Origin of the sequence: Bhargavaea cecembensis, assembly GCF_000826125.2 — a bacterium.
Taxonomy (GTDB): Bacteria; Bacillota; Bacilli; order Bacillales_A; family Planococcaceae; genus Bhargavaea; species Bhargavaea cecembensis_B.
In genome coordinates this window covers 1,547,296-1,569,811 of the sequence record NZ_LN651373.1, presented here as the reverse complement: position 1 = coordinate 1,569,811, position 22,516 = coordinate 1,547,296, and the positions used below count along the sequence as shown (strand labels likewise).

The window sequence follows — 22,516 nt, the reverse complement described above, 5'->3', positions numbered from 1 at the left end:
GATGGGATGCTTCGAGAGCTGACCATCAAGAACTTTGCCATCATCAGCGAACTGTCCATCAGCTTTGAATCGGGGTTGACCGTCCTGACCGGCGAGACCGGTGCCGGGAAGTCGATCATCATTGATGCCGTCCAGCTTCTTGCAGGCGGCAGGGGGTCAAGCGAATTTATCCGTCACGGTGAAAAGAAAGCGGAGCTGGAAGGGATGTTCATCCTTGAAAATCCGAATCATGCCGTGTTCCGGAAGCTTGAGGACAATGGCATCCAGCATGAAGAGGGGACCGTCATTCTCCGGCGGGACATTTCCCAGTCCGGGAAAAGCACGTGCCGGATCAACGGCAAGCTGGTCACCATCGCGATTTTGCGTGAGATCGGCTCGTCGATCATCGACATCCACGGGCAGCATGAGACCCAGGAACTGATGGATGAGCAGCGGCATGTGCTGCTCCTCGACCAGTTCGGATGGGATTCAATTGCGCCTGCCAAGGAAAGCTACGGAAAGCTCTATGACCGGTACGTCAAACTTCGCAGACGGCTCGGCGAATATGAAGAGTCCGAACAGCAGATCGCCCATAAAATCGATCTGTACCGGTTCCAGATCGGCGAGATCGATGATACCGGCTTTTACGAGGAAGAAGAGGAAGAACTGACGGAAGAGCGGCTGCGCCTTAAAAACTTCCATACGATCTATGAGCGCCTGGCTTCCGCCTACGAGGCGATCCAGGGAGAATCCAAAGGCCTGGACTGGACCGGCACTGCGATGAGCGACCTGGAGCACGCCGCTTCCGTGGACCCGTCGGTCGGCGAACACTCCACGGCCGTTTCGGATGCCTTCTACACCTTGCAGGACGCCGCCTTCTCCCTCAAGGCCTTTCTGGATGAAATGGAATTTGACCCCGACCGTCTGGACGAAGTGGAGCGCAGGCTCGCGCTTCTCCAGTCCATGAAGCGGAAATACGGGGCAACGATCGCGGAGATGCTGGCTTACCGCGAACGGATCGGCGCCGAGCTGGAAAAGCTCGAAAACCGGGACGAGCGGCTGCAGCAGGACCGCGGGGAACTCGATGCAATGGAAGAGGACCTGCGTGTGGAGGCGGAAGAACTGGCCATTCTGCGGCAGAGAGCGGCGGAGGAACTGGCCTCGGCCATCCGCCGTCAGCTGACGGAGCTCTACATGGAGAAGGCCGAATTCAGCGTCGCCTTCAATCCGCGCGGCCGGTTCGACAGGGAAGGGGCGGAAGATGTGACATTCCTGATCTCCGCCAACGTCGGCGAACCGCTGAAACCGCTTGCCAAAGTGGCGTCCGGCGGGGAACTGTCCCGCATCATGCTGGCCCTGAAATCCATCTTCTCCAAACACCAGGAAGTCACGTCCATCATCTTCGACGAAGTGGACACGGGGGTGAGCGGCCGGGTCGCACAGGCCATCGCCGAAAAGATCGCCGCCATCAGCATGCACTCCCAAGTACTTTGCATCTCCCACCTTCCACAGGTGGCCGCCATGGCGGACCATCACCTGCTCATCCGAAAAGAGGTCTCCGGAGACCGGACGACAACCTCCGTGCAGGAACTGGAAGGCACCGGGCGGACAGAGGAACTGAGCCGGATGATGACCGGCGCCGAAATGACCGAACTCACCAAACAGCACGCGGACGAGCTGCTCAGAATGGCGGCCGACCGCAAACGCAAACTCGCCTGACACGCACCGAACGTGCGTGTTTTTTGTTGTTCGGAAAATCATTGAAGAACCGGCCCGGGGGCTGTACCGGGCAGGTGATCTGTTGAAGAGGCGGATCGGTTTGTTTGCAAAATTTAGGTGGAGAATGACGAGTGTCATCGGAGGGCGACCGAGTGTCATCGGAGCGTGGCTGAGTGTCATCGGAGGGCAGTCGAGTGTAATCGGATCGGGGCCGAGTGTAATCGGAGTGAGGCCGGGTGCAATCACATTAGCTTTTCCCAGATGTATCGTGGATTTCACACAGATAACTGGACGCCATCTAATAGGACGTTCGACAAGCGGCCGAAAAAAGGGGCAGGACCCGAACTGCAGCACTGTCCGGTTTTCATTGTTGTTTTATGGAACCCGGCCAAGGAGCAATATCGGAGTAAGTGATCAAAATTCGGAGTATGAGCTTAGAATTCGGAGTATGGACACGGAATTCGGAGTATGGAACGAAAAATCGGAGTATGGGATCAAAATTCGGAGTATGGGATCAAAATTCGGAGTATGGAACGAGAAATCGGAATATGGACTCAAAATTCGGAGCATGGAACGAGAAATCGGAGTATGGACTCAAAATTCGGAGTATGGAACGAGAAATCGGAGTATGGACTCAGAATTCGGAGTATGGGACAAAAAATCGGAGTTGGGCGCAGATGCCATCTTCGTTTTGGCGCCGGCAGAGGCCGTGCCTGCAGAAAGTGTCCGCCGGCAACGGGAATCAACAGCGAATGAAGAGAACTTGCCACCGATGTCCACCTGACTTTCCGGCTTCACCAGCAACGGCCAGCCACAATATTTACTCCGAATGTAACGCACACCTCTCCCAATCCGGCTATTTTTTCAACAAAAATTCCCACCCCGCACACGCCTGCTTAAAAGTACCGGACATAACAGCGGCCGCGGCGACCATCATAACGGTACAACGTTCATAGGAGGTGAAACATGCGATGGATTAGCCGCAGGCTTTTGTCACCGGTCCTCCTTTTGCTCGTACTGATGCCGGCAGCGGCCGTCTCTGCGGAAGAGCCGAAATCCCTCATCCCGATGGGTCATTCCATCGGCATCCATCTGGACCTGGGCAGGGTGATGGTGACCGATGATGTGATGGTCGGAAGCGGGAACTGGCTCAGAGCCGGAGATTTTGTCAAGACGATCGACGGGAATACCGTGGCCGGAACGGACAGCCTTCTCAAGCTTGCCGGCAAGATGCCGGATGGCTCAGAGGCGGATCTGACCGTCGACCGGGACGGAGAGCCCGTCACCGTGCAGGCCGGGAAAAAGGAATTGGAAAATCTGCCTGCTTTCATCAGGGAACGGACGGAAGGAGTCGGCACCCTCTCGTATATCGACCCGAAGACCGGAGAGTATGGCGCGCTCGGTCACCAGATTGTCGACCGTGCGCTGGACGGACCCCCGCCTTTCACGGGCGGCTCCATCCACTTGGCGGAAGTGGAGCATATCCGGAAAAGTGAACCGGGTGTGCCCGGCTATAAGATTTCCTCGGTGGAATCCGGCACAAAGCTTCTCGGCAACATCCGGGAAAATGATGTATACGGGATTTTCGGCAAGTGGACATCATCGTTAACAGGAGCATTCCCGGAACCGCTTGAACTTATGCGGTCTGACGAGGTCCGCGAAGGGGATGCGGAGATCTATACGACCGTCGAGGGCGTGACGATCGAAAAATTCAGCATCCGCATCACCTCCGCGGGAAAGGACTCGGAAGCGTTCCGGTTCACCGTCACCGACCGCCGGCTGATTGAGAAGACTGGCGGGATCCTGCAGGGAATGAGCGGCAGCCCGATCATCCAGGACGGACGGTTTGCGGGAGTCGTCACCCATATGTTCGTCGAGGAACCGATGAAAGGGGCGGGTCTTCCCGTCGTAGAAATGACAAAGAAAAAACCGTGACGAAAAACATGGTCGGCCATACCTGCACAGGTATGGCCTTTTCCTATATTTTCATTATAATGAAAAGCGGTTATACAAAATGCCAATTGTGGAAACGCGTCGAATCGTGTCTAAACTATCCTCCCGCGGCCCTATTTTCGGATTTGGTGAAGGGGACCGCGGGGCAATGTCGAATTGAAACGGGTAAGTGCCTTGGGATGGGTTCTTTTAATAAAAGGGGGAACGGGAAATGGAAAAAATTAAAGTGGCAATTGCTGATGATAATCGCGAATTGGTGAAAACAATGGTCCAATACTTCGAAAACCACCCGGAAATTGAAGTGACGGGAACAGCGGCGAACGGGAAGCTCTGCCTGTCGATGCTTGAGGAACAATCACCCGATGTTCTCCTGCTCGACATCATCATGCCCCATCTTGACGGGATCGGAGTGCTGGAAGAGCTGAACGCGGACGGACGGGCCGAGAACATGTCCATCATCATGCTGACGGCGTTCGGCCAGGAAGAGATCATGAAGCAGGCGGCGGAGCTTGGCGCCTCTTATTTCATCCTCAAGCCGTTTGAGTTTGACCGGCTCGTCCATCAGATCCTCACGATGAAAAACGGCAGAACGACCCGCCAGCCCGCGTCCGTGCTGGAAACCGGCCGCCAGCAGACGGTCAGCCGCAAGGCGATCGACACGGCTGTGACGGCCATCATCAAGGAAATCGGCGTGCCGGCCCATATCAAGGGCTATGCCTTCCTACGTGAAGCGATTACGATGGTCTATAACGACGTCGACCTTCTCGGTTCGGTGACGAAAGTGCTGTACCCGGAAATTGCGGAGAAGTTCTCCACGACCCCTTCCCGTGTCGAGCGGGCGATCCGGCATGCGATCGAAGTCGCCTGGAACCGCGGCAATTATGAAGTGATCTCCAAGATGTTCGGCTATACCGTGCATCATATGAAGAGCAAGCCGACCAATTCCGAATTCATCGCCATGGTTTCAGACCGACTGCGGCTTGAATTCATGACCGCCTGAAAATGATCCGCCGACGGACGCCCCGGCTCCGCCGGCGGATTTTTCCGTTTGCCGGCCGGCCCGCACCGGGTAAAGATGCCGTATGATGGAGAGAGAAGCTGGAAGGGCGGTCGATCGGAATGAAAATCTACGCGCACCGGGGGGCATCCGGGTCGGCATTCGAGAACACCCTGTCCGCATTTGAGCAGGCAGCCGAGCTCGGGGCGGACGGGATCGAGACAGACGTGCAGCTGACGCGCGACGGGGTTCCCGTCATTGTCCATGATGCGGATCTGTACCGGGTCACCGGCAGGCGGAAGTTCGTGACGGAGCTCACGTCGGAGGAGGTGTGCCGGCTCCGAGTCGGCCGGAATCGGTGGAAGCGCCTGTGCGGGGGGACGATCATGTCGCTCGGGGAGTTTATCCGCTGGGCGTCCGGCAGGCCGGGGCTTTCCGTCAACATCGAGCTGAAGGAGACGTTCCTTGAACGGCCGGAACTTATACGGGAAGTGCTCGCCTTATGTGCCGGATTGGAAGATGTGCATTTTTCGTCTTTCCATTATCCGTTGCTCGTCCGTGCCAAATGGCTGGATCCCTCGGCGGAAACGGCGCTCATCGCCACCAAGAAATCTTCATGGGACCATCTTGAAAGTTACGGGTCCGCGGATGCATTCCATATCCACAAGCGGCTCTGGTCCGGCCGTTTCCTTGGCGCCATCGAGAAAAGCGGAAAGCCGGCGAGGGTGTACGGGGTGGACGGGAGCGAGCCGTTTATCCGCACGCCCGAACCGTTTGTCAGGGGATGGATCACCGATCACCCGGAAAGGGTCCGGAACGCAATGAAAAAGGGTTTCTGACGTTTGTCAGGAACCCTTTTTTTTACGTTTGAACCGGTCTTCCGGTATCTTCCCTTTTCTCTGATCACGTCTCAGCAGGAACCCGGCGAAAAAGCCGATGCAGACGATCAGGATGGCAAGCCCTGCGAGGAACTGCAGCCAAACCCACGGAAACAAAGCGAAGCGGATCCCGAAGAGGGAGTCTCTCATCAGCTTGATGCCCCAGGCGGCGCCGATACCGGGAATGAGCAGGACAATGAAAGCGGCCAGCCGCTGCATGCTGATCTCCCCTTTTTCTGTCGTTTTTATTGTCCGATGCCAGGTCATGATTGTCAAGAAAGCCGCTATCGGTTATGATTGGGGTGGTATTGCAAAGCTTTGCATAATTCTTATGAAGGGCCTGAACGATATTGCAGAATGTGCTTGTCGTCGGTGCCGGAGCTGGCGGTACCGCCATCCTGAAACTATTGATGCAGCTGGATTACATGCACGTCACCGGAATGACCGACATCAATCCGGATGCGCCCGGCCTCGCCCTTGCCGAGCAGAACGGCATTCCGACCGGCGATGACTGGCGGGCCTTCCTGGCGAACGACCTGCATCTGATCTTTGATGTGACGGGGGAACAGGGCGTGTTCGGCGAACTGCTCAAGTCGCGGCCCGCCCACGCCGTCGTAATCCCGGGCACGATCGCCAGGCTGCTTGTCAGCCTGCTGGAAGAAAATGACCATTATATCCGGCAGCTCCGGTCGGAATCGTTCCGGAACCGGCTGATCTTCAACTCCCTGGACGAGGGGATGATCGGCATCGACACGGACGGCATCATCCGGTTCTATAACCGCAGCGCGGCGCTCATCACCGGGCATCCGGCAGCCGATGCGATCGGCCGTCCCGTCGGAGAAGTCATTCCGGGAAGCGGGCTGCCGGGAGTGGCCGAGACGGGGATCCCCGAACTGAACCGGGAATTGACGCTCGCCAACGGAGTTCGCGTCGTCTCCTCCAGGCGGCCGCTCAAGGACAATACCGGCAAGCGGGTCGGGGCATTTGCCGTGTTCCGCGACATCACCGGCATTGTCGAGCTCGCCGAAGAGATCACGAACCTCCAGGAGATCCAGTCGATGCTCAAGGCGATCATCCAGTCGAGCGACGATGCCATCTCCGTCGTGGACGAAGAGGGCCGCGGCATTCTCGTCAACCCGGCGTACACCCGGCTAACCGGACTCACCGAGGAAGACGTGATCGGGAAGCCGGCCGGAGTGGACATCACCGAGGGCGAGAGCATCCATATGAAGGTCCTGGAGACGGGCAAGCCGATCCGGGGCGTCCGGATGCGCGTCGGTCCGTCCCGCCGCGAAGTCGTCGTCAACGTGGCGCCGGTGATCGCAGGCGGCAAGCTGAAGGGGAGCGTCGGGATCATCCATGACCTGACGGAAATCCGTTCACTGTCAGAAGAGCTGGACCGGGCCAGGCGCCTCATTCGCTCTCTGGAAACCCGCTATACGTTCGACGACATAGCGGGCGAGTCACCGGAAATGCGGCTCGCCGTCCAGCAGGCGAAGCTGGCGTCCGCGATGCCCGTTCCGATCCTGCTACGCGGAGAGTCGGGGACCGGCAAGGAAGTGTTCGCCCAGGCGATCCACCATGCATCCGGCGGCGGCAACTTCGTGAGAGTGAATTGCGCAGCCCTGCCGGGGGACCGGCTCGCCCGTGAACTGTTCGGTTCCGAAGGGCCGGACCCGGGTGATTCGGAGGAAGGACTTTTCGAAGAAGCGGAAGGCGGGACGCTCTTCCTGGATGAAATCGGCGAACTGCCGGGGACGGTGCAGGCCGGCCTTCTCCGTGCACTTGAAGAGAAGGAGATCCACCGCGTCGGCGGCAGCAAACCTGTGCCGGTATCCGTCAGGGTCATCTCGGCAACGAACAGCAACCTGGAGAAGGCGATGAAGGAAGGCCGGTTCAGGGAAGACCTGTTCCACCGGCTGAACCGGGTGCCGGTCCACATCCCGCCTCTCCGACACCGCAGGGCGGACATCCCCGAACTGGCGGAAAAGCTGTTGCCCAAACTGAACCGGGACCTCGGCCGATCCGTCGAACGGATCGATCCGGATGCGGCCGGCCTGCTCATGCAGCATGAATGGCCCGGAAACGTAAGAGAACTTGAAAACGTGGTCAGCCGCGCCCTGATCTTCATGCAGCCGACGGACAAAGTCCTCGGCAGGCCTGAATTGGCCGCCGTATTCCAGGCGGAAGGCGAAGGGGCATCCGGAACGCTCGCCGAGCAGTTGGATGCCCATGAAAAAATGATTTTAAGGGAAGCGCTTACAACGTGCGGCGGAAACAAATCCGAAGCCGCCAAACAGCTCGGAATCTCCGTGCGCACGCTGTACTACAAGCTCGAAAAGCACAATCTGCTATGAAGCGGGACCAGGCTTACCGCCTGTACATAAAAGGAGGAGAATGATGATGGAACTGTTCAAATACATGGAGAAATACGATTACGAGCAAGTGGTTCTTTGCCAGGATGAGGCTTCGGGCCTGAAGGCGATCATCGTCATCCATGACACGACAATCGGACCGGCGCTCGGCGGCGTGCGCATGTGGACATATGCATCCGAAGAGGAAGCGCTCGAAGACGCACTCCGTCTTGCACGCGGCATGACATACAAAAACGCCGCAGCCGGGCTGAACCTCGGCGGAGGCAAGACCGTCATCATCGGCGATCCGAAGAAAGACAAGAATGAAGAGATGTTCCGCGCATTCGGCCGGTTTGTACAAGGGCTCAACGGCCGTTACATCACCGCCGAAGACGTCGGCACGACCGAAGAAGACATGGACCTCATCCACCTGGAAACGGAATATGTCACCGGCGTTTCTCCGACAACTTCCGGCTCTTCGGGCAATCCGTCGCCGGTCACGGCATACGGCGTCTACCGCGGCATGAAGGCGGCGGCAAAAGAGGCGTTCGGCACAGACTCCCTTGAGGGCCGGACGGTTGCCGTACAGGGCGTCGGCAACGTTGCATTCGCGCTTTGCCGCTACCTCCACGAGGAAGGCGCCAAGCTGATCGTCACGGACATCAACGAGCAGGCCGTTCAGCGCGCTGTTGAAGAATTCGGCGCCGAAGCGGTCGGCATCAACGACATCTACGGTGTGGAAGCGGACATCTACGCACCTTGCGCACTCGGCGCGACGATCAATGACGAGACGATCCCTCAGCTCAAGGCGAAAGTGATCGCCGGCTCGGCGAACAACCAGCTGAAAACGCCGGAGCACGGGGACAGGATCCACGAAATGGGCATCGTCTATGCGCCGGACTACATCATCAATGCTGGCGGCGTCATCAACGTGGCCGATGAGCTCGACGGCTATAACGAAGAACGCGCGATGAGGAAAGTCGAAAAAATCTACGACACGATCGAAAAAGTCATCTCCATCTCGAAGCGTGACGGCATCCCGACCTATGCGGCAGCGGACCGCCTCGCGGAAGAGCGGATCGCCAACCTCGCGAAGTCGCGCCGCCAGTTCCTGCGCAACGGCAAAGACATCCTGGCGAAACGTTGACCACAGAACAGATCCACCGCAGTTAGGAAAGGGGGCCATCTCATGGCACTTGAATATGATGTTGTCATTCTGGGCGGAGGGACCGGCGGCTATGTCGCCGCCATCCGCGCGTCCCAGCTCGGGCTGAAAACGGCCATCGTCGAAAAAGGGAAGCTTGGCGGCACTTGCCTCCATAAAGGATGCATCCCGTCCAAGGCGCTACTCCGCAGTGCGGAAGTGCTCCGTCTTGCAAAGGACGAAGCCGATTCGTTCGGCGTTTCGACCGGGGAAGTCACGCTCGACTTCGGCAAAGTGCAGAGCCGGAAAGAATCCATCGTCTCCGGTCTGCACAACGGAGTCCGGGGACTCATGAAAAAAGGCAAGATCGACGTATACGAGGGGATGGGCCGCATTCTCGGCCCGTCGATCTTCTCGCCGATGCCCGGCACGATCTCCGTCGAGTATGAGAACGGCGAGGAAAATGAAATGCTCATCCCGAACAACGTCATCATCGCGACGGGATCCCGTCCGCGCACGCTGCCGGGACTCGACATTGACGGGACCCATGTCATGACTTCAGACGAGGCGCTCGCGATGGAAAGCCTGCCGGCATCGATCCTCATCATCGGAGGCGGCGTGATCGGCATCGAGTGGGCTTCCATGCTGAATGACTTCGGCGTCGACACGACGGTCGTCGAATATGCGGACCGGATTTTGCCGACGGAAGATGCCGACATCTCGAAGGAAATGGAGAAGCTGCTCAAAAAGCGCGGTGTGAAGATCATCACATCCGCGAAAGTCCTGCCTGACACTCTCCAGAAGGGAGAAGGATCCGTGTCGATTTCGGCGGAGACCGGCGACGGCACGGAAACCTTCTCAGCGGAAAAGGTCCTCGTCTCCGTCGGCCGCCAGGCGAACACGGAAGGCATCGGTCTCGAAAACACGGATATCGAGCTGGACCGCGGCTACATCCAAGTGAAAAAGACTTACCAGACGAAGGAATCCCATATTTATGCGATCGGAGACGTGATCGGCGGCCTTCAGCTCGCCCATGTCGCGTCCCATGAAGGGATTGCCGCAGTGGAGCATATTGCACGCAAAGAGCCGTCGCATGTGGACGCGGAACTGGTGCCGCGCTGCATTTATTCCAGCCCGGAAGCGGCCGCCGTCGGATTGACCGAAGCGGAAGCGAAGGAACGCGGGCACGAAGTGAAAATCGGCAAGTTCCCGTTCAAGGCGATCGGCAAGGCTTTGGTCCACGGCGAATCGGAAGGGTTCGTCAAGATCATCGCCGACAAGGAAACCGACGACCTGCTCGGCGTCCACATGATCGGTCCGCATGTGACCGACATGATCTCCGAGGCGGGCCTTGCGAAAGTGCTTGACGCAACACCTTGGGAAATTGCATCGCTCGTCCACCCGCACCCGACACTCAGCGAAGTGATGGGCGAAGCGGCGCTTGCCGTCGACGGCAAAGCGATCCATATGTGATGAAGGGGGAAAATCAAGTGACCAACAACCGTCATGAAGAGCTCGGGCTGTCCAACGACGACGTCCTGCACATGTACGAAACGATGCTGATGGCTCGCCGCCTCGATGAGCGGATGTGGCTGCTCAACCGGGCGGGCAAGATCCCGTTCGTCATCTCGTGCCAGGGCCAGGAGGCCGCCCAGGTCGGCGCCGCCTACGCACTCGACAAAGACAAAGACTATATCGCCCCGTACTACCGGGACATGGGCGTCGTGCTCCATTTCGGCATGACGCCGAAAGAACTCATGCTGAGTGCATTCGCGAAGGCGGAAGACCCGAACTCGGGCGGACGCCAGATGCCGGGCCACTTCGGGCAGAAAAAGAACCGGATCCTTACCGGCTCCTCGCCCGTCACGACCCAGCTGCCGCATGCGGTCGGCGTCGCGCTTGCAGCGAAGATCAAGAAAAAGGACTTCATCACATTCGTGACGCTCGGGGAAGGCTCGTCCAACCAGGGCGACTTCCATGAAGGTGCGAACTTTGCGGGCGTCCATAAACTGCCGACGATCATCATGGTCGAAAACAATAAATACGCCATTTCCGTTCCGATTGAAAAGCAGCTCGCCTGCGAACACGTCTCGGACCGCGCGATCGGCTACGGCATGCCGGGCGTCACCGTCGACGGCACCGATCCGCTTGAAGTGTACAAAGTGATGAAAGAAGCGGCTGACCGTGCACGCAGCGGAGAAGGCCCGTCGCTCGTCGAAACGATCTGCTACCGCCTGACCGCCCACTCGTCCGATGACGACCACCGGGCGTACCGGTCGGACGAAGACCTGAAAGCCGAACGCGAAAAAGATCCGATTCCGAGATTCGCCGCTTATCTGAAAGAAACGGGCGTCTTGGACGAAGAGTCGGAAAAGGCGCTTGAAGACAAGGTCAAGAAGATCGTCAACGAAGCGACCGACTATGCGGAAGCGGCTCCTTATGCGAAGCCGGAAGACGCACTGAAGTATGTATACGCAGAGAAAGGGGGGGATGAGTGATGGCGGTCATGTCCTATATCGATGCAATCACACTCGCGATGAAAGAAGAGATGGAGCGTGACGACAACGTCTTTATCCTCGGTGAAGACGTCGGCAAAAAAGGCGGCGTGTTCAAGGCGACACAGGGGCTCTACGATGAGTTCGGCGAAGAACGTGTCATCGATGCCCCGCTCGCCGAATCCGCGATTGCCGGTGTTGCGATCGGCGCCGCCATGTACGGCATGCGCCCGATCGCGGAAATGCAATTCGCCGACTTCATCATGCCGGCGGTCAACCAGATCATCTCCGAGGCATCGCGAATCCGCTACCGCTCGAACAATGACTGGAGCTGCCCGCTTGTCGTGCGTGCGCCATTCGGCGGCGGCGTCCACGGGGCGCTTTACCACTCGCAGTCGGTGGAAGCGGTATTCGCCAACCAGCCGGGGCTGAAGATCGTCATCCCGTCCACTCCTTATGACGCGAAGGGCCTGCTGAAGGCGGCGATCCGCGACGAAGATCCGGTCCTGTTCTTCGAGCACAAGCGGGCCTACCGCCTGATCAAGGGGGAAGTGCCTGAAGAAGATTACACGCTCCCGATCGGCAAGGCGGACGTCAAACGCGAAGGGGATGACATCACCGTCATCACATACGGACTTGCGGTTCATTTCGCGCTCCAGGCAGCGGAACGCCTGGCGGAAGACGGCATTTCCGCCCATATCCTCGACCTGCGGACAGTCTATCCGCTTGACCGCGAAGCGATCGTCGAAGCGGCGTCCAAGACGGGGAAGGTCCTGCTCGTCACGGAAGACAACAAAGAAGGCAGCATCATGAGTGAAGTGGCGGCGATCATCGGCGAAGAATGCCTGTTTGACCTCGACGCCCCAATCCAGCGGCTGGCAGGACCGGATGTGCCGGCGATGCCGTATGCGCCGACCATGGAGAAGTTCTTCATGATCAACCCGGACAAAGTCGAAAAGGCCATGCGGGAGCTTGCGGAATTCTAAATCGGACGGAGGGTTACCATTGGCGACCGAACAGATTAAAATGCCCCAGCTCGGAGAATCCGTGACCGAGGGCACAATCGAGCGATGGCTCGTGAAACCGGGCGACACCGTTGAAAAATACGATGCGCTCGCAGAAGTGAACACAGACAAGGTAACGGCGGAAATTCCTTCTTCATTCTCCGGGACGATCAAGGAACTGCTCGCAGGGGAAGGCGAGACGCTTGAAGTCGGCGCGCCCGTCTGCACGATCGAGACGGAAGGCGGCGGGGAGGCGGAACCTGAGGCGTCCCCGGCAGCGGATGAGCCGGCGAACGAAATGCCGGCCGCCGGTTCCGACAAGCCGGAAAACCTGTCCGGCACGAAAGGCACCAACATCTCACCGGCTCCGCAGAAACAGACGGGCGGCCGCTATTCCCCGGCCGTTCTCCGGCTTTCGCAGGAACACGGGATCGACCTGTCCCAGGTGGAAGGCTCCGGAAAAGGCGGCCGCATCACGCGGAAAGACCTCACGAGCCTGATTGAATCCGGCAACATCCCAACAGAAGGCAGCCGCCCGGCGGCAGAACCGGCGAAAGAAGCGGCACCTGCCCCTTCACAACCGGCTGCCTCCCAGCCTGCCGCTTCATCCAAGCCGGCGGAGCGTCCCGCACCTCCTGCTGAAACCGCAGCAGGCGACATCGAGATTCCGGTGACCGGCGTGCGCCGCGCCATCGCGAACAACATGCTGCGCTCTGTGCACGAGGCGCCGCATGCATGGACGATGGTCGAAGTCGACGTGACGAACCTCGTCAACTACCGCGATTCGCTCAAAACCGACTTCAAGAAGAAGGAAGGCTTCAACCTGACGTACTTCGCCTTCTTCGTCAAGGCGGTCGCACAGGCACTGAAGGAATTCCCGATGATGAACTCGATGTGGGCGGGCGACAAGATCATCCAAAAGAAGGCGATCAACATCTCGATCGCCGTCGCAACGGAAGACGCCCTCTTCGTCCCCGTCATCAAAGACGCCGACGAAAAGACGGTCAAAGGCATCGCCCGCGAAGTAAACGAACTCGCGTCGAAAGTCCGCTCCGGCAAGCTGAAATCCGACGAAATGCAGGGCGGCACATTCACCGTCAACAACACCGGCTCGTTCGGATCCGTCCAGTCGATGGGCATCATCAACTACCCGCAGGCCGCCATCCTGCAGGTCGAATCGATCGTCAAGCGGCCGGTCGTCATGGACGGCGGCATGATCGCAGTACGCGACATGGTCAACCTCTGCCTGTCGCTCGACCACCGCGTGCTCGACGGCCTCGTCGCAGGAAACTTCCTGGCGCGGGTGAAGGAGATCCTTGAAAGTATTTCAAGTGAAACTACATCTGTTTACTAATAAACATCCGGAGAGCTCATTTGCTTTCCGGATGTTTTTTTGTGATCTTTCTTTCGGATTCACTCTAATTCCTCCCTTCGGGCGTCAACTTCCATGCTCAATGCATTGACCAGATACGTCCTTCTTAGAGATCATGAAAATTTTAAAGAAAAATTACAACAGCAGAAAAATTAGATTGATATTTCCAGAGGTATCTTGATAGAATTAGTTGACCATCGAAGCAAGCTGGGTGTGTCAAAAAAACTACTAACGGGCGGTGCGGAGAAGAGGATCGAGAACCCATTCATGATCGGGTACCACTGTGGTTGAAATTTCATGGCAGTGCTTCGGCTGCCCGAAACCGGTTCTCACAAAGTATGTAAAATTGGATGCCAATTGAAGCGTATGTCGGGATGAATTTCAATCCCGCTATTTTTTATGCCTGTTTTACCATTTTATCAACCATCGAAGGAGCAACCGCATGTATCCAGCCCGAAAAACTTTGGCAGTCCTCCTGGCGATCTGCCTCATGATCAGTTCACTGCCTCTTTCTGCGACGGAAGCACTCGCAAAAAAACCGGAAGAACCCGGTAAATCATTGGAGCACAAGTTCCAGGGGGAAAACCGGAAACAGATAAGAGAGATCCCTGCCATGCGCAATCGGAATTCAAAAGTATTCAGTGATGAAGAAGGGAATTATTTTGCAGAAGTCTATTTGGATCCCATTCACTTTGAAGAGAATGGGGAATGGCTTGATATTGACAATACTTTAAAGGACTCTGAAACGGGTACTGTTTTTGAAAACACCGATAATGAATTCTCGGTAGAATTTCCGAAGCAGCTTTTCAGTGAGTCCTCTGAAATCTTGTCCTATGAAACGGGTGGACATGTCATGGAAATGTCCCTTGAAGGCCAATCCGTGAATGAAAAACAGTTCGCTGACGGCAGCAAGGTGAAAGAAAACATTATTCTCCAAGCGTATGAAGGCAAAAACCAGTTTCAATTCAAGCTGTCGATCGACGGCGTGTAAGCGAAAAAGCAATCTGATGGGAGTATTCATTTCTTTAATGCCAAGGGAGCGTTTTTGTTCCTCATCCAAAAACCGTTCATGTATGACTCCAATCACGAAGCAGCTCCCGAAGGGGTCATCTCGCAGGAAGTTTCACAGGACATCGAAAAAACCGATGAGGGCTTTTTGCTTACTGTCACCGCAGATGAAGCATTTCTTCAAAGTCCAGACACCGTCTACCCGGTGACGATCGATCCATGGATCGATGTCTTCCAGGGAGAAGACACGTTTGTCGCAAGCGGAACGAACTACAACTATCACAATACAGATTATCTGTTCGCAGGGAACCATTCTGCGATCGGGAAGACCCGCTCCCTTTTGAAGTTCAACCTTCCTACTGTCCCCAACGGGGTCGTGACCGGTGCCTCTCTCGGGCTCTACCAAGTGGGCACTGGAAACACTTCACAGATTGACCTTCACAAACTGACTTCTTCGTTCAATGCGACGACGGTCAATTGGGCGACGCAGCCGTCTTATCTGTCGACACCTCTTGATTCAAATAAGCAGTCTGCCGAGGCCTACCAATATTTCAAGGTCACGGACGCCGTCAAAGGCTGGTATGACAACCCGGCAACCAACTTCGGGGTGATGGCCAAATACCCGGATAGTGTGGAAGGGACAGCCGCGCGAAAGAGCTTCCATTCATCGGAATGGGTGAATCCGGATGGCAGTCCGTTCGGAAAGCCAAAACTGTACATCGAATTCCGGCCGACCGAACTGCTTGGACTCACCGACTATTGGGCGTATACGCCGGATGTATTCCAAGGGGAAGGAACGGCCGTCGTCAATGTCATCAACGGCAATATGGTCTATGACCTGGCGCTGATTGACGTCGCCGGCCTGACCGAAGCGTTTGATCTGGGCCTGACCTACAACAGCCGGTCGAACTACAACACCCACTTCGGCCTCGGATGGATGTTCAACTCCTATGAATCACTTGCAGCCAACAGTGACCAGTCCATCATTGAATACCGGACGGGCGGCGGTGCCCGTTATCACTTCGCCAAGCAGCAGCATGATGATGGGATGACCTATAGCTCCCCTGAAGGCGTGAGTATGAACTGATCCGGACGTCTTCGGGATATGAGCTGCGCGACACATCGGAAACGGTGCGGTTCTTTGACCACTCCGGCCGTCTTTATGAGATCAAGGATGAGAAGGGGAATCAGGTACTTTATACGTTCGACGGCTCCTCAACCCGCATCACCAAGATCACGGAGAAAACGGGCGGCTCCGTACGGAGCCTGGACTTGAAGTATGTCAACGGACGGCTGGACACGGTCAATGATTTCAAAAACACGCCGGTGAAGTTCGCCTATGCCACCGTCAACAACCTTTCTGTCCTGCAAAAGATCACATTCGCTGCCGGAACGACTGCAGAGAAAGCCATTGAATTCGGCTATGACCCGGCGACTGCCCGACTGGTATCGGTGAAGGATGCCAACGGGAATATCGGCAAGATCGAATATGACAAAGTGAACAACCGTGTCACCAAGCTGATTGATCCGAAAGGCCCGTCCATCTACTCCCAACTGATTTATACAAATCAAAAGACGTCTTACATGGACTCAAAAGGAAACAAGACGGATTACACCTACTCCACTCCGGAAGCCCGAACGGTGAACGTAACCCAGATTGTAGAGAATGTGGGCAGTGCCAATCAAAGCACCACCAAATATGTATGGAAAAATAACCTGCTGGAAAAAGAGTATGAGCCGGACAAAGACAGTGGAGCGCCTTCAGCTGTCACGACCACCACCCAATATGACAGCAAGGGAAATGTCACCGGCGCTTCCACGACCGGCAATCAGTCGTTCACGCAGACCCTCGATGCAAAGAACAATGTGGTCAGTTCAAAAGATTCCGGCGGAATCTTTGAGAACAACATTTATGATGCCGTCAGCAACCTGGTCTCAAGCACCACAAACTTCTACCTCACGGACTACAACCAGTATGATCTATTTGGAAACGTGACGAGAAGCGTGAGCCCGACGCGAAACAGTTACAATCGCCTGGCCAACAGCCAGTTTGAAACGGCGGATGCAGCCGGTCTGCCTTCAGGATGGCTGCGTTTTTCGGGGACGAATGCAGGCAGCCACACCTTGTCGGCTGACAGTCGATTCGGCCAGAAAGCGGCACAGATCAGTCTCTCGGGAACAGGCGATGCAGGCTACTTCCGACAGGCCTTCAATGTGGAACCGTCAGAGACCCAGCGGGTCTACACGGTATCCGCCCGGGTAAAGACGGTTAATTTAAGCGGTGAAGGCGCACGCCTTCGCATCTACCCGTTGGACAGTGCCAATGTAAACTTGAAAAATCCGGACGGCTCCATCTATCAGGAGCTGAGCGCCCCGATCACCGGGACGACGGATTGGACAGACCTTTCGAAAACCGTCACGTTGCCGGCAGGAACAGGAGCTGTCCGAATCGATCTCCTGGCAAAAGGGCAAGGAACCGCCTTGTTCGACGGAGTCCAGGCAGTCTACGGTACGACGCTTCCGGAATATGCCGCCAATGAGAATGCCGGTTTTGAAAGAGGAACTTCCGCTTCTCCGGAAGGATGGACCCTGAACAGCTTCGGTACAGGAGACGGTAGAAGCACGGCCGTCAAACAGTCCGGCAGCAATAGCGTCCGGATCACCGGCAATGGAACCCAGCGATTCATCGGACAGTATGTGGAAGCCAAAGGAAAAAAGAACGACCCGATTACATTTTCCGGCTGGGCGAACACCAGCAGTGCCGTAGCCGCGGGAGATCTGAAACTTCGCCTCTGGCTTACGTACACGGACGGAACTTCCGCTTCGGTCGATCTTCCGTTCATGAGCGGCAGCCATGCCCAGAACAAGTGGCAGTTCGCCAAAAACACCATCCGTGCACCGAAGGACTTTAAACAAGCCAAGATTTATGGGCTCTACAGCAAGACCTCCGGCTTTGCCTATTTTGATAATATCAAGGTGGAAACAACCGGTTCCGCGGTAGAGAAGAAATACGATGCCAACGGCGTCAACATGACAGCGGAGACAGACGCCTTCGGCAATACGACTTCTTATGCACACGATGCAAACGGCAATGAAACGAAAGTCACTGATGCGGAAAACCGGGTGAAAGAGCGCCAATACGACCCGATGAACCGGGTCACATCCGTCAGCCTGGGTCCGGCAAAGGACATCCAGACGACCTATGCCTACGACAGGCAAGGCAATCTGCTTTCAAGGACCGATCCGCGCGGCAACAAGACCACGTTCTCCTACAACGCCATTAACCAGGTGGAGAGGGAGAACGATCCGCTCGGGAAGTTCTATCGCTACGAGTATGACGGCGAAGGCAATGTCACCAAGATTGAACGCGGCCAGGACACCTCCGTCTCTTCAACGGTGACATTCGGCTATGACGCCAAAAACAACGAAGTCGCCAAATCCGTGAATGGCGTCAAGCTCTATGATAAGACCTATTTCAAAAACAGCCTGCTGAAGTCGATCCAGACGCCGAACGGCGCCTATTCCTTCGACTATGATGCCAGCCAGCGCTTGACCAAAGCCGTCTCGCTAGGGTATACCATAGAAAACACTTATGAAACCGCCACCGACAATCCGGCAAACGGGTTGCGGACTGCCTTTAAGGAAACGCTCGGCGCCGGCACCTTTACCACACGCTATGCCTATGACAGCCTTCAGCGTCTGACGACGCTGACTGCGCCGGACAACACGGCGTACCAGTACTTCTTCAATGAGAAAAGCCAGCCGGTCCGCCAGGAAAGCCAGATGTCTGTCCAGCTTCATGAGTTTGACGAGGACGGACAGCTCACCGCCCAGACCGTCCTGGCCCGGTCCCCGGTCCAGTACCGCTACGCCTACGACAAGAGCGGACAGGTGGTGTCCTACACCGCCGGCAACAAGACCCACCGGTACACGTATGACGCGTATAACCGGCTTGTGAAATGGCACAACGGTTCAAAAGAGACCCTTTACCACTACGACGCTGCAGGCAACCTGCAGAACCCGCAGGGCCGGACACTATCTTTCAATGCGGCGAACGAAGTAGTGGGCTTTACCTATGACCGGGAAGGAAACCTGTTGGATGACGGACGGCTCACTCATACATGGGACGGCCTTGGCCGGCTCGCCTCCTCCACCGACCGGATCAATGGAAGCCAGGTCAGCTACACGTATCATCCCGACGGACTCCGGAAGACAAAGACTGTGGGAAGCGCAACCCACCAGTATCACTACGACGGCTCGCAGCTCGTCCGCATCACCGAAACCGGCGGCCGCACCGTCTGGTCCTTCACCTGGAACAACAGTAAGCTTGTCCAGGTGACGAACGCCGCCGGCCAGTCGTTTGAGGCCGTGACGAACCACCGGGGCGACGTCGTCCGCCTGATTGACCGGGACGGACTCACCGCCGCCGAATATGACTACGACCCATGGGGCAACCTCGTGTCGCCGGAACCGACCGACGCGCGCATCAAAGGCCAGCCGATCCGCTATGCGGGCTATGTGTATGACACGGAAACGAAGCTCTACTATCTCCAGGCGCGCTACTACGACCCGGCGACCGCCCGTTTCCTCTCCCGCGACCCCGATCCGGGCGATGAGGACGACCCCGTCACGATGAACGGCTACACGTACGCCGACGGGAATCCGGTCATGAACACCGACCCGGACGGCCACTGGGCATGGATGGTCGTCAACGCCGGCTTCGCGGCCTATGACGGCTACCAGGCGTACAAGTCGGGCAAGAGCAAGAAGCAGATTGCGTGGGCTGCAGCATCCAGTCTTATTGGGATTGGAAAGATTAAAGGTCTGACCAAGGTAACTAAAACAACCGGTACCTATATGATCTCCTATAGTAATGGCTACAAATATATTGGGAAAGGAAGCATGAAAAGAGCGAAAAAATCCGCAAAAAAACACCAAAGGAAAGACGGCGCACAAATTACTTCCATTGCTTGGAGGCCGGCAAAGAATTCAAGGGAGGCTTTTATTAGGGGATATAAATTGATGAAAAAACATGGTTTTTATTTGAACAGTAGTAGAAACCTCAAAAAGAAGGGCCATAGATTATACAATAAAATAAGCAGCCCGGGTAGAAAATATCATTATCAAGATTACGGAAAATATTAATTAGGAGGATGCAAATGTGGAAATCCATCACATTGATTTATGATGAAGTCCCTGCAAATGAGTTTTTAGGGTTAGACTTAAAAGGAGGAATTAAAGATTCTCTTAATTTTGAGGAAATAAAATATATCTATCTGGATTCTTATAAAGAGGGTTCAAAAAGTAACTTTTACGATTTCAAACGTTTTAAAAACCTTTTGAGCGTTGAATTAGATTTTACGAATATAAAGGACTTTGAAGATTTCGAGGAATGTAGCCGCTTAAAACGAATCGGCATTGCCTATGCAAGGAATCTTCAATCATTCAATGGGATCAGCCAGCTTTCTGAACATTTAGAGGTACTCAAAATAGAAAAAGCAAAGAGAATTGGTTTGGAAACTGAACTGTTTGAAATGAAGGAGCTTCGAATTTTAAGTCTAGTAGGAATCAGCCCTCTTGAGAACCTGCAGTTTTTAAGACAGTTCCCAAAGCTTGAGAAATTTATTTTCGTTGATACGAACGTTCTAGACGGGGATATGACTCCGCTCCTGGAACATCCGTCCCTTCAGTATGCGGGCTATATGGACAAGCGGCACTACAATATCAAAAGCGACGAGATGGAGCGTCTTCTTAAAGGAAAGAATGGAGGAAATCAAGATGTTNCCGGGCGATGAGGACGACCCCGTCACGATGAACGGCTACACGTACGCCGACGGGAATCCGGTCATGAACACCGACCCGGACGGCCACTGGGCATGGATGGTCGTCAACGCCGGCTTCGCGGCCTATGACGGCTACCAGGCGTACAAGTCGGGCAAGAGCAAGAAGCAGATTGCTTGGGCGGTGGCTTCGAGCTTTGTGAAGGTTGGGCATGTCAAGAAAATTAGTAAAGTTGTAAAGCTAACAAGGAGACAAGCCTTCAGATCTGCCAAGAGGGCAGCGGGAATACCAACGTCTTCTCAATATCAGACCCATAAATATGTGCGTGATAAAAAGTATGAGAACAGAACAGTTTATAAATTCGGGAAGAAGTATTTTGTCCTTCATAAAGAAGATAAATTTGGGAGGGGCCCACACTTTCACGGAGCTGACAATAGTAAAGGAAGCCCACTACGTCCAGGAAGATATAAGCAATACAAAGGTCATTTTCCTGAAAATAAAAAGGGTTTTAATAGCAGGAGGTAGTAATGAGTAATAATCAAAAATTGCGTCTTCAACAATTACTCTTCGAAAACAAACGAGCCATTGTTCAAGAGAAATTGATACAAATATTAAAGGACTACGAGCCAAGTGGATTTATTAATCAAAACGATAGGTTTGAATTGTTCAATGATGTGTTTAAAAGAATTGATAAAACTGAAAACCTCAGCATTTTTCCAGTAAATGAAAATACGATTATCAATACTATTCTTAAATCTCGTCTGCTATTTAAGTCAACGCAATTAGACAACAAGGCATTACTTTTCTTCAAACAAAACACCGAAGTTGATGCGATTTGGATACCGGAAGACACTTTTTTTAAGAATCTGGAAGAAATCTTGCCGTTTACCGGTTACAGAACAGGAGAAATGGATTTAGTGTTTGTTGATCCTCAATTAAGAAGAGGAATAGTTGTAGAAGGAAATGAATACGGTGATAAGTTATTTATTTGGAATGAAAACTAATATAATTGTCTGGCACAACAGTTAGCTTAGAAGATTTACTCAGGCAACTTGGGTTAAGAATTAACCGGAGAGCTTAGGCTTTCCGGTTTTACTTTAGAAACTTTTGGTTGTTCTACTGCGATACACCGATAGGCGTACGACAAATACAACGGGCTTGTAAAGTGCATAACGGTTTAAAATAAAACCCTTACAAACATGACGTTGCCGGCATTCTAGAAAACCCGAAGGGCCGCACGCTTTCTTTCAATACGGCGAACGAAGTCGCCGGCTTCATCTATGACGGGGAAGGGAATCTGCTGGATGACGGGCGGCTCACCCATACATGGAACGGCCTTGGCCAGCTCGCCTCCTCCACCGACCGGACCAACGGAAGCCAGGTCAGCTACACGTACCATCCCGACGGCCTCCGGAAAATGAAGACGGCGGGCGGCACCGCCCTGCACTACCAGTACGATGGCTCGCAGCTCGTCCGCATCACCGATACGAACGGCCGCACCGTCTGGTCCTTCACCTGGAACAACAGCAAGCTCGTCCAGGTGACGAACGCCGCCGGCCAGCCGTTTGAGGCCGTGACGAACCACCGGACGACGTCGTCCGCCTGATCGACCGGGACGGGCAAACCGCCGCCGAATATGACTACGACCCGTGGGGCAACCTCGTGTCGCCGGAACCGACCGACGCGCGCATCAAGGGACAGCCGATCCGCTATGCCGGCTACGTGTATGACACGGAAACCAAGCTCTACTACCTGCAGGCGCGCTACTACGACCCGGCGACCGCCCGCTTCCTCTCACGCGACCCGGACNACATTCGGCTATGACGCCAAAA

At 55.2% G+C, this 22,516-nt stretch carries 17 protein-coding genes and 1 pseudogene; 17 read left to right on the top strand and 1 reads right to left on the bottom strand.

Annotation, left to right across the window (positions count from 1 at the left end; translation table 11 throughout):
• Positions 1 to 6: 6 nt before the first annotated feature.
• From recN to BN1189_RS13160, 4 genes are all read left to right on the top strand, one after another.
• A complete protein-coding gene (gene recN / locus BN1189_RS13180; protein WP_040228689.1) occupies positions 7 to 1,698 on the top strand; it encodes a DNA repair protein RecN in 1,692 nt (563 codons plus the stop codon).
• A gap of 966 nt (positions 1,699 to 2,664) precedes the next feature.
• Positions 2,665 to 3,633, top strand: a complete 969-nt coding sequence (locus BN1189_RS13170) for a SpoIVB peptidase S55 domain-containing protein (RefSeq protein ID WP_052455862.1) — start codon at positions 2,665 to 2,667, stop codon at positions 3,631 to 3,633.
• A gap of 229 nt (positions 3,634 to 3,862) precedes the next feature.
• Positions 3,863 to 4,651, top strand: a complete 789-nt coding sequence (gene spo0A / locus BN1189_RS13165) for a sporulation transcription factor Spo0A (RefSeq protein ID WP_040228686.1) — start codon at positions 3,863 to 3,865, stop codon at positions 4,649 to 4,651.
• Between the two features lie 119 nt (positions 4,652 to 4,770).
• Positions 4,771 to 5,487, top strand: a complete 717-nt coding sequence (locus BN1189_RS13160) for a glycerophosphodiester phosphodiesterase (RefSeq protein WP_040228684.1) — start codon at positions 4,771 to 4,773, stop codon at positions 5,485 to 5,487.
• Positions 5,488 to 5,493: 6 nt separating this feature from the next.
• Here BN1189_RS13160 and BN1189_RS13155 read toward each other — a convergent pair whose 3' ends face one another.
• On the bottom strand, positions 5,494 to 5,745 hold the full coding sequence (locus BN1189_RS13155; protein WP_040228682.1) for a DUF2627 domain-containing protein: 252 nt from the start codon (positions 5,743 to 5,745) through the stop codon (positions 5,494 to 5,496).
• Positions 5,746 to 5,876: 131 nt separating this feature from the next.
• On the opposite strand from BN1189_RS13155, the gene BN1189_RS13150 reads away from it, so the two are divergent.
• The 13 genes and pseudogenes from BN1189_RS13150 to BN1189_RS13080 all read left to right on the top strand — a co-directional run bounded on the left by BN1189_RS13150 (position 5,877) and on the right by BN1189_RS13080 (position 22,508).
• Complete coding sequence (locus BN1189_RS13150; RefSeq protein ID WP_040228680.1) at positions 5,877 to 7,883, top strand: sigma-54-dependent Fis family transcriptional regulator; 2,007 nt, start codon at positions 5,877 to 5,879, stop codon at positions 7,881 to 7,883.
• A gap of 46 nt (positions 7,884 to 7,929) precedes the next feature.
• Entirely contained in the window at positions 7,930 to 9,027 is a 1,098-nt protein-coding gene (gene bcd / locus BN1189_RS13145) for a branched-chain amino acid dehydrogenase (protein ID WP_040228679.1), read from the top strand.
• A gap of 42 nt (positions 9,028 to 9,069) precedes the next feature.
• Positions 9,070 to 10,497, top strand: coding sequence for a dihydrolipoyl dehydrogenase (gene lpdA, locus BN1189_RS13140; protein WP_040228678.1), 1,428 nt, complete (start codon positions 9,070 to 9,072; stop codon positions 10,495 to 10,497).
• Between the two features lie 17 nt (positions 10,498 to 10,514).
• The gene (locus BN1189_RS13135; protein WP_098049720.1) at positions 10,515 to 11,522 is read left to right on the top strand and encodes a thiamine pyrophosphate-dependent dehydrogenase E1 component subunit alpha; all 1,008 of its coding nucleotides are present in this window, start codon (positions 10,515 to 10,517) and stop codon (positions 11,520 to 11,522) included.
• Positions 11,522 to 12,505 (top strand): alpha-ketoacid dehydrogenase subunit beta, encoded by a 984-nt coding sequence (locus BN1189_RS13130; RefSeq protein WP_040228675.1) that lies wholly within the window; start codon positions 11,522 to 11,524, stop codon positions 12,503 to 12,505. Before BN1189_RS13135 ends, BN1189_RS13130 begins: the two co-directional genes overlap by 1 nt.
• Before the next feature lie 19 nt (positions 12,506 to 12,524).
• Positions 12,525 to 13,877: a dihydrolipoamide acetyltransferase family protein gene (locus tag BN1189_RS13125; RefSeq protein WP_040228673.1), complete on the top strand. Its 1,353-nt coding sequence runs from the start codon at positions 12,525 to 12,527 to the stop codon at positions 13,875 to 13,877.
• A gap of 508 nt (positions 13,878 to 14,385) precedes the next feature.
• The gene (locus BN1189_RS13120) at positions 14,386 to 14,886 is read left to right on the top strand and encodes a hypothetical protein (RefSeq protein ID WP_143242308.1); all 501 of its coding nucleotides are present in this window, start codon (positions 14,386 to 14,388) and stop codon (positions 14,884 to 14,886) included.
• A gap of 54 nt (positions 14,887 to 14,940) precedes the next feature.
• Positions 14,941 to 15,990: a DNRLRE domain-containing protein gene (locus BN1189_RS13115; RefSeq protein WP_040228670.1), complete on the top strand. Its 1,050-nt coding sequence runs from the start codon at positions 14,941 to 14,943 to the stop codon at positions 15,988 to 15,990.
• A gap of 44 nt (positions 15,991 to 16,034) precedes the next feature.
• Complete coding sequence (locus BN1189_RS13110) at positions 16,035 to 20,048, top strand: RHS repeat domain-containing protein (RefSeq protein WP_040228669.1); 4,014 nt, start codon at positions 16,035 to 16,037, stop codon at positions 20,046 to 20,048.
• A gap of 639 nt (positions 20,049 to 20,687) precedes the next feature.
• Positions 20,688 to 21,209, top strand: a pseudogene (locus tag BN1189_RS15900) (HNH/endonuclease VII fold putative polymorphic toxin); the annotation flags it as partial.
• Positions 21,210 to 21,211: 2 nt separating this feature from the next.
• Positions 21,212 to 21,688 (top strand): YxiF family protein, encoded by a 477-nt coding sequence (locus BN1189_RS13095; RefSeq protein ID WP_040228668.1) that lies wholly within the window; start codon positions 21,212 to 21,214, stop codon positions 21,686 to 21,688.
• A 413-nt stretch (positions 21,689 to 22,101) separates the two neighbouring features.
• The gene (locus BN1189_RS16900; RefSeq protein WP_040228665.1) at positions 22,102 to 22,290 is read left to right on the top strand and encodes a hypothetical protein; all 189 of its coding nucleotides are present in this window, start codon (positions 22,102 to 22,104) and stop codon (positions 22,288 to 22,290) included.
• A complete protein-coding gene (locus BN1189_RS13080; protein ID WP_082194267.1) occupies positions 22,287 to 22,508 on the top strand; it encodes an RHS repeat-associated core domain-containing protein in 222 nt (73 codons plus the stop codon). Before BN1189_RS16900 ends, BN1189_RS13080 begins: the two co-directional genes overlap by 4 nt.
• Positions 22,509 to 22,516 lie beyond the last annotated feature (8 nt).

What these genes read in the sequence shown, in the direction of transcription:
- recN (WP_040228689.1), top strand. Translation starts at nt 7, where the DNA reads ATGCTTCGAGAGCTGACCATCAAGAACTTTGCCATCATCAGCGAACTG.
- BN1189_RS13170 (WP_052455862.1), top strand. Translation starts at nt 2,665, where the DNA reads ATGCGATGGATTAGCCGCAGGCTTTTGTCACCGGTCCTCCTTTTGCTC.
- spo0A (WP_040228686.1), top strand. Translation starts at nt 3,863, where the DNA reads ATGGAAAAAATTAAAGTGGCAATTGCTGATGATAATCGCGAATTGGTG.
- BN1189_RS13160 (WP_040228684.1), top strand. Translation starts at nt 4,771, where the DNA reads ATGAAAATCTACGCGCACCGGGGGGCATCCGGGTCGGCATTCGAGAAC.
- BN1189_RS13155 (WP_040228682.1), bottom strand. Translation starts at nt 5,745, where the DNA reads ATGCAGCGGCTGGCCGCTTTCATTGTCCTGCTCATTCCCGGTATCGGC.
- bcd (WP_040228679.1), top strand. Translation starts at nt 7,930, where the DNA reads ATGGAACTGTTCAAATACATGGAGAAATACGATTACGAGCAAGTGGTT.
- lpdA (WP_040228678.1), top strand. Translation starts at nt 9,070, where the DNA reads ATGGCACTTGAATATGATGTTGTCATTCTGGGCGGAGGGACCGGCGGC.
- BN1189_RS13130 (WP_040228675.1), top strand. Translation starts at nt 11,522, where the DNA reads ATGGCGGTCATGTCCTATATCGATGCAATCACACTCGCGATGAAAGAA.
- BN1189_RS13120 (WP_143242308.1), top strand. Translation starts at nt 14,386, where the DNA reads ATGATCAGTTCACTGCCTCTTTCTGCGACGGAAGCACTCGCAAAAAAA.
- BN1189_RS13095 (WP_040228668.1), top strand. Translation starts at nt 21,212, where the DNA reads ATGAGTAATAATCAAAAATTGCGTCTTCAACAATTACTCTTCGAAAAC.
- BN1189_RS16900 (WP_040228665.1), top strand. Translation starts at nt 22,102, where the DNA reads ATGAAGACGGCGGGCGGCACCGCCCTGCACTACCAGTACGATGGCTCG.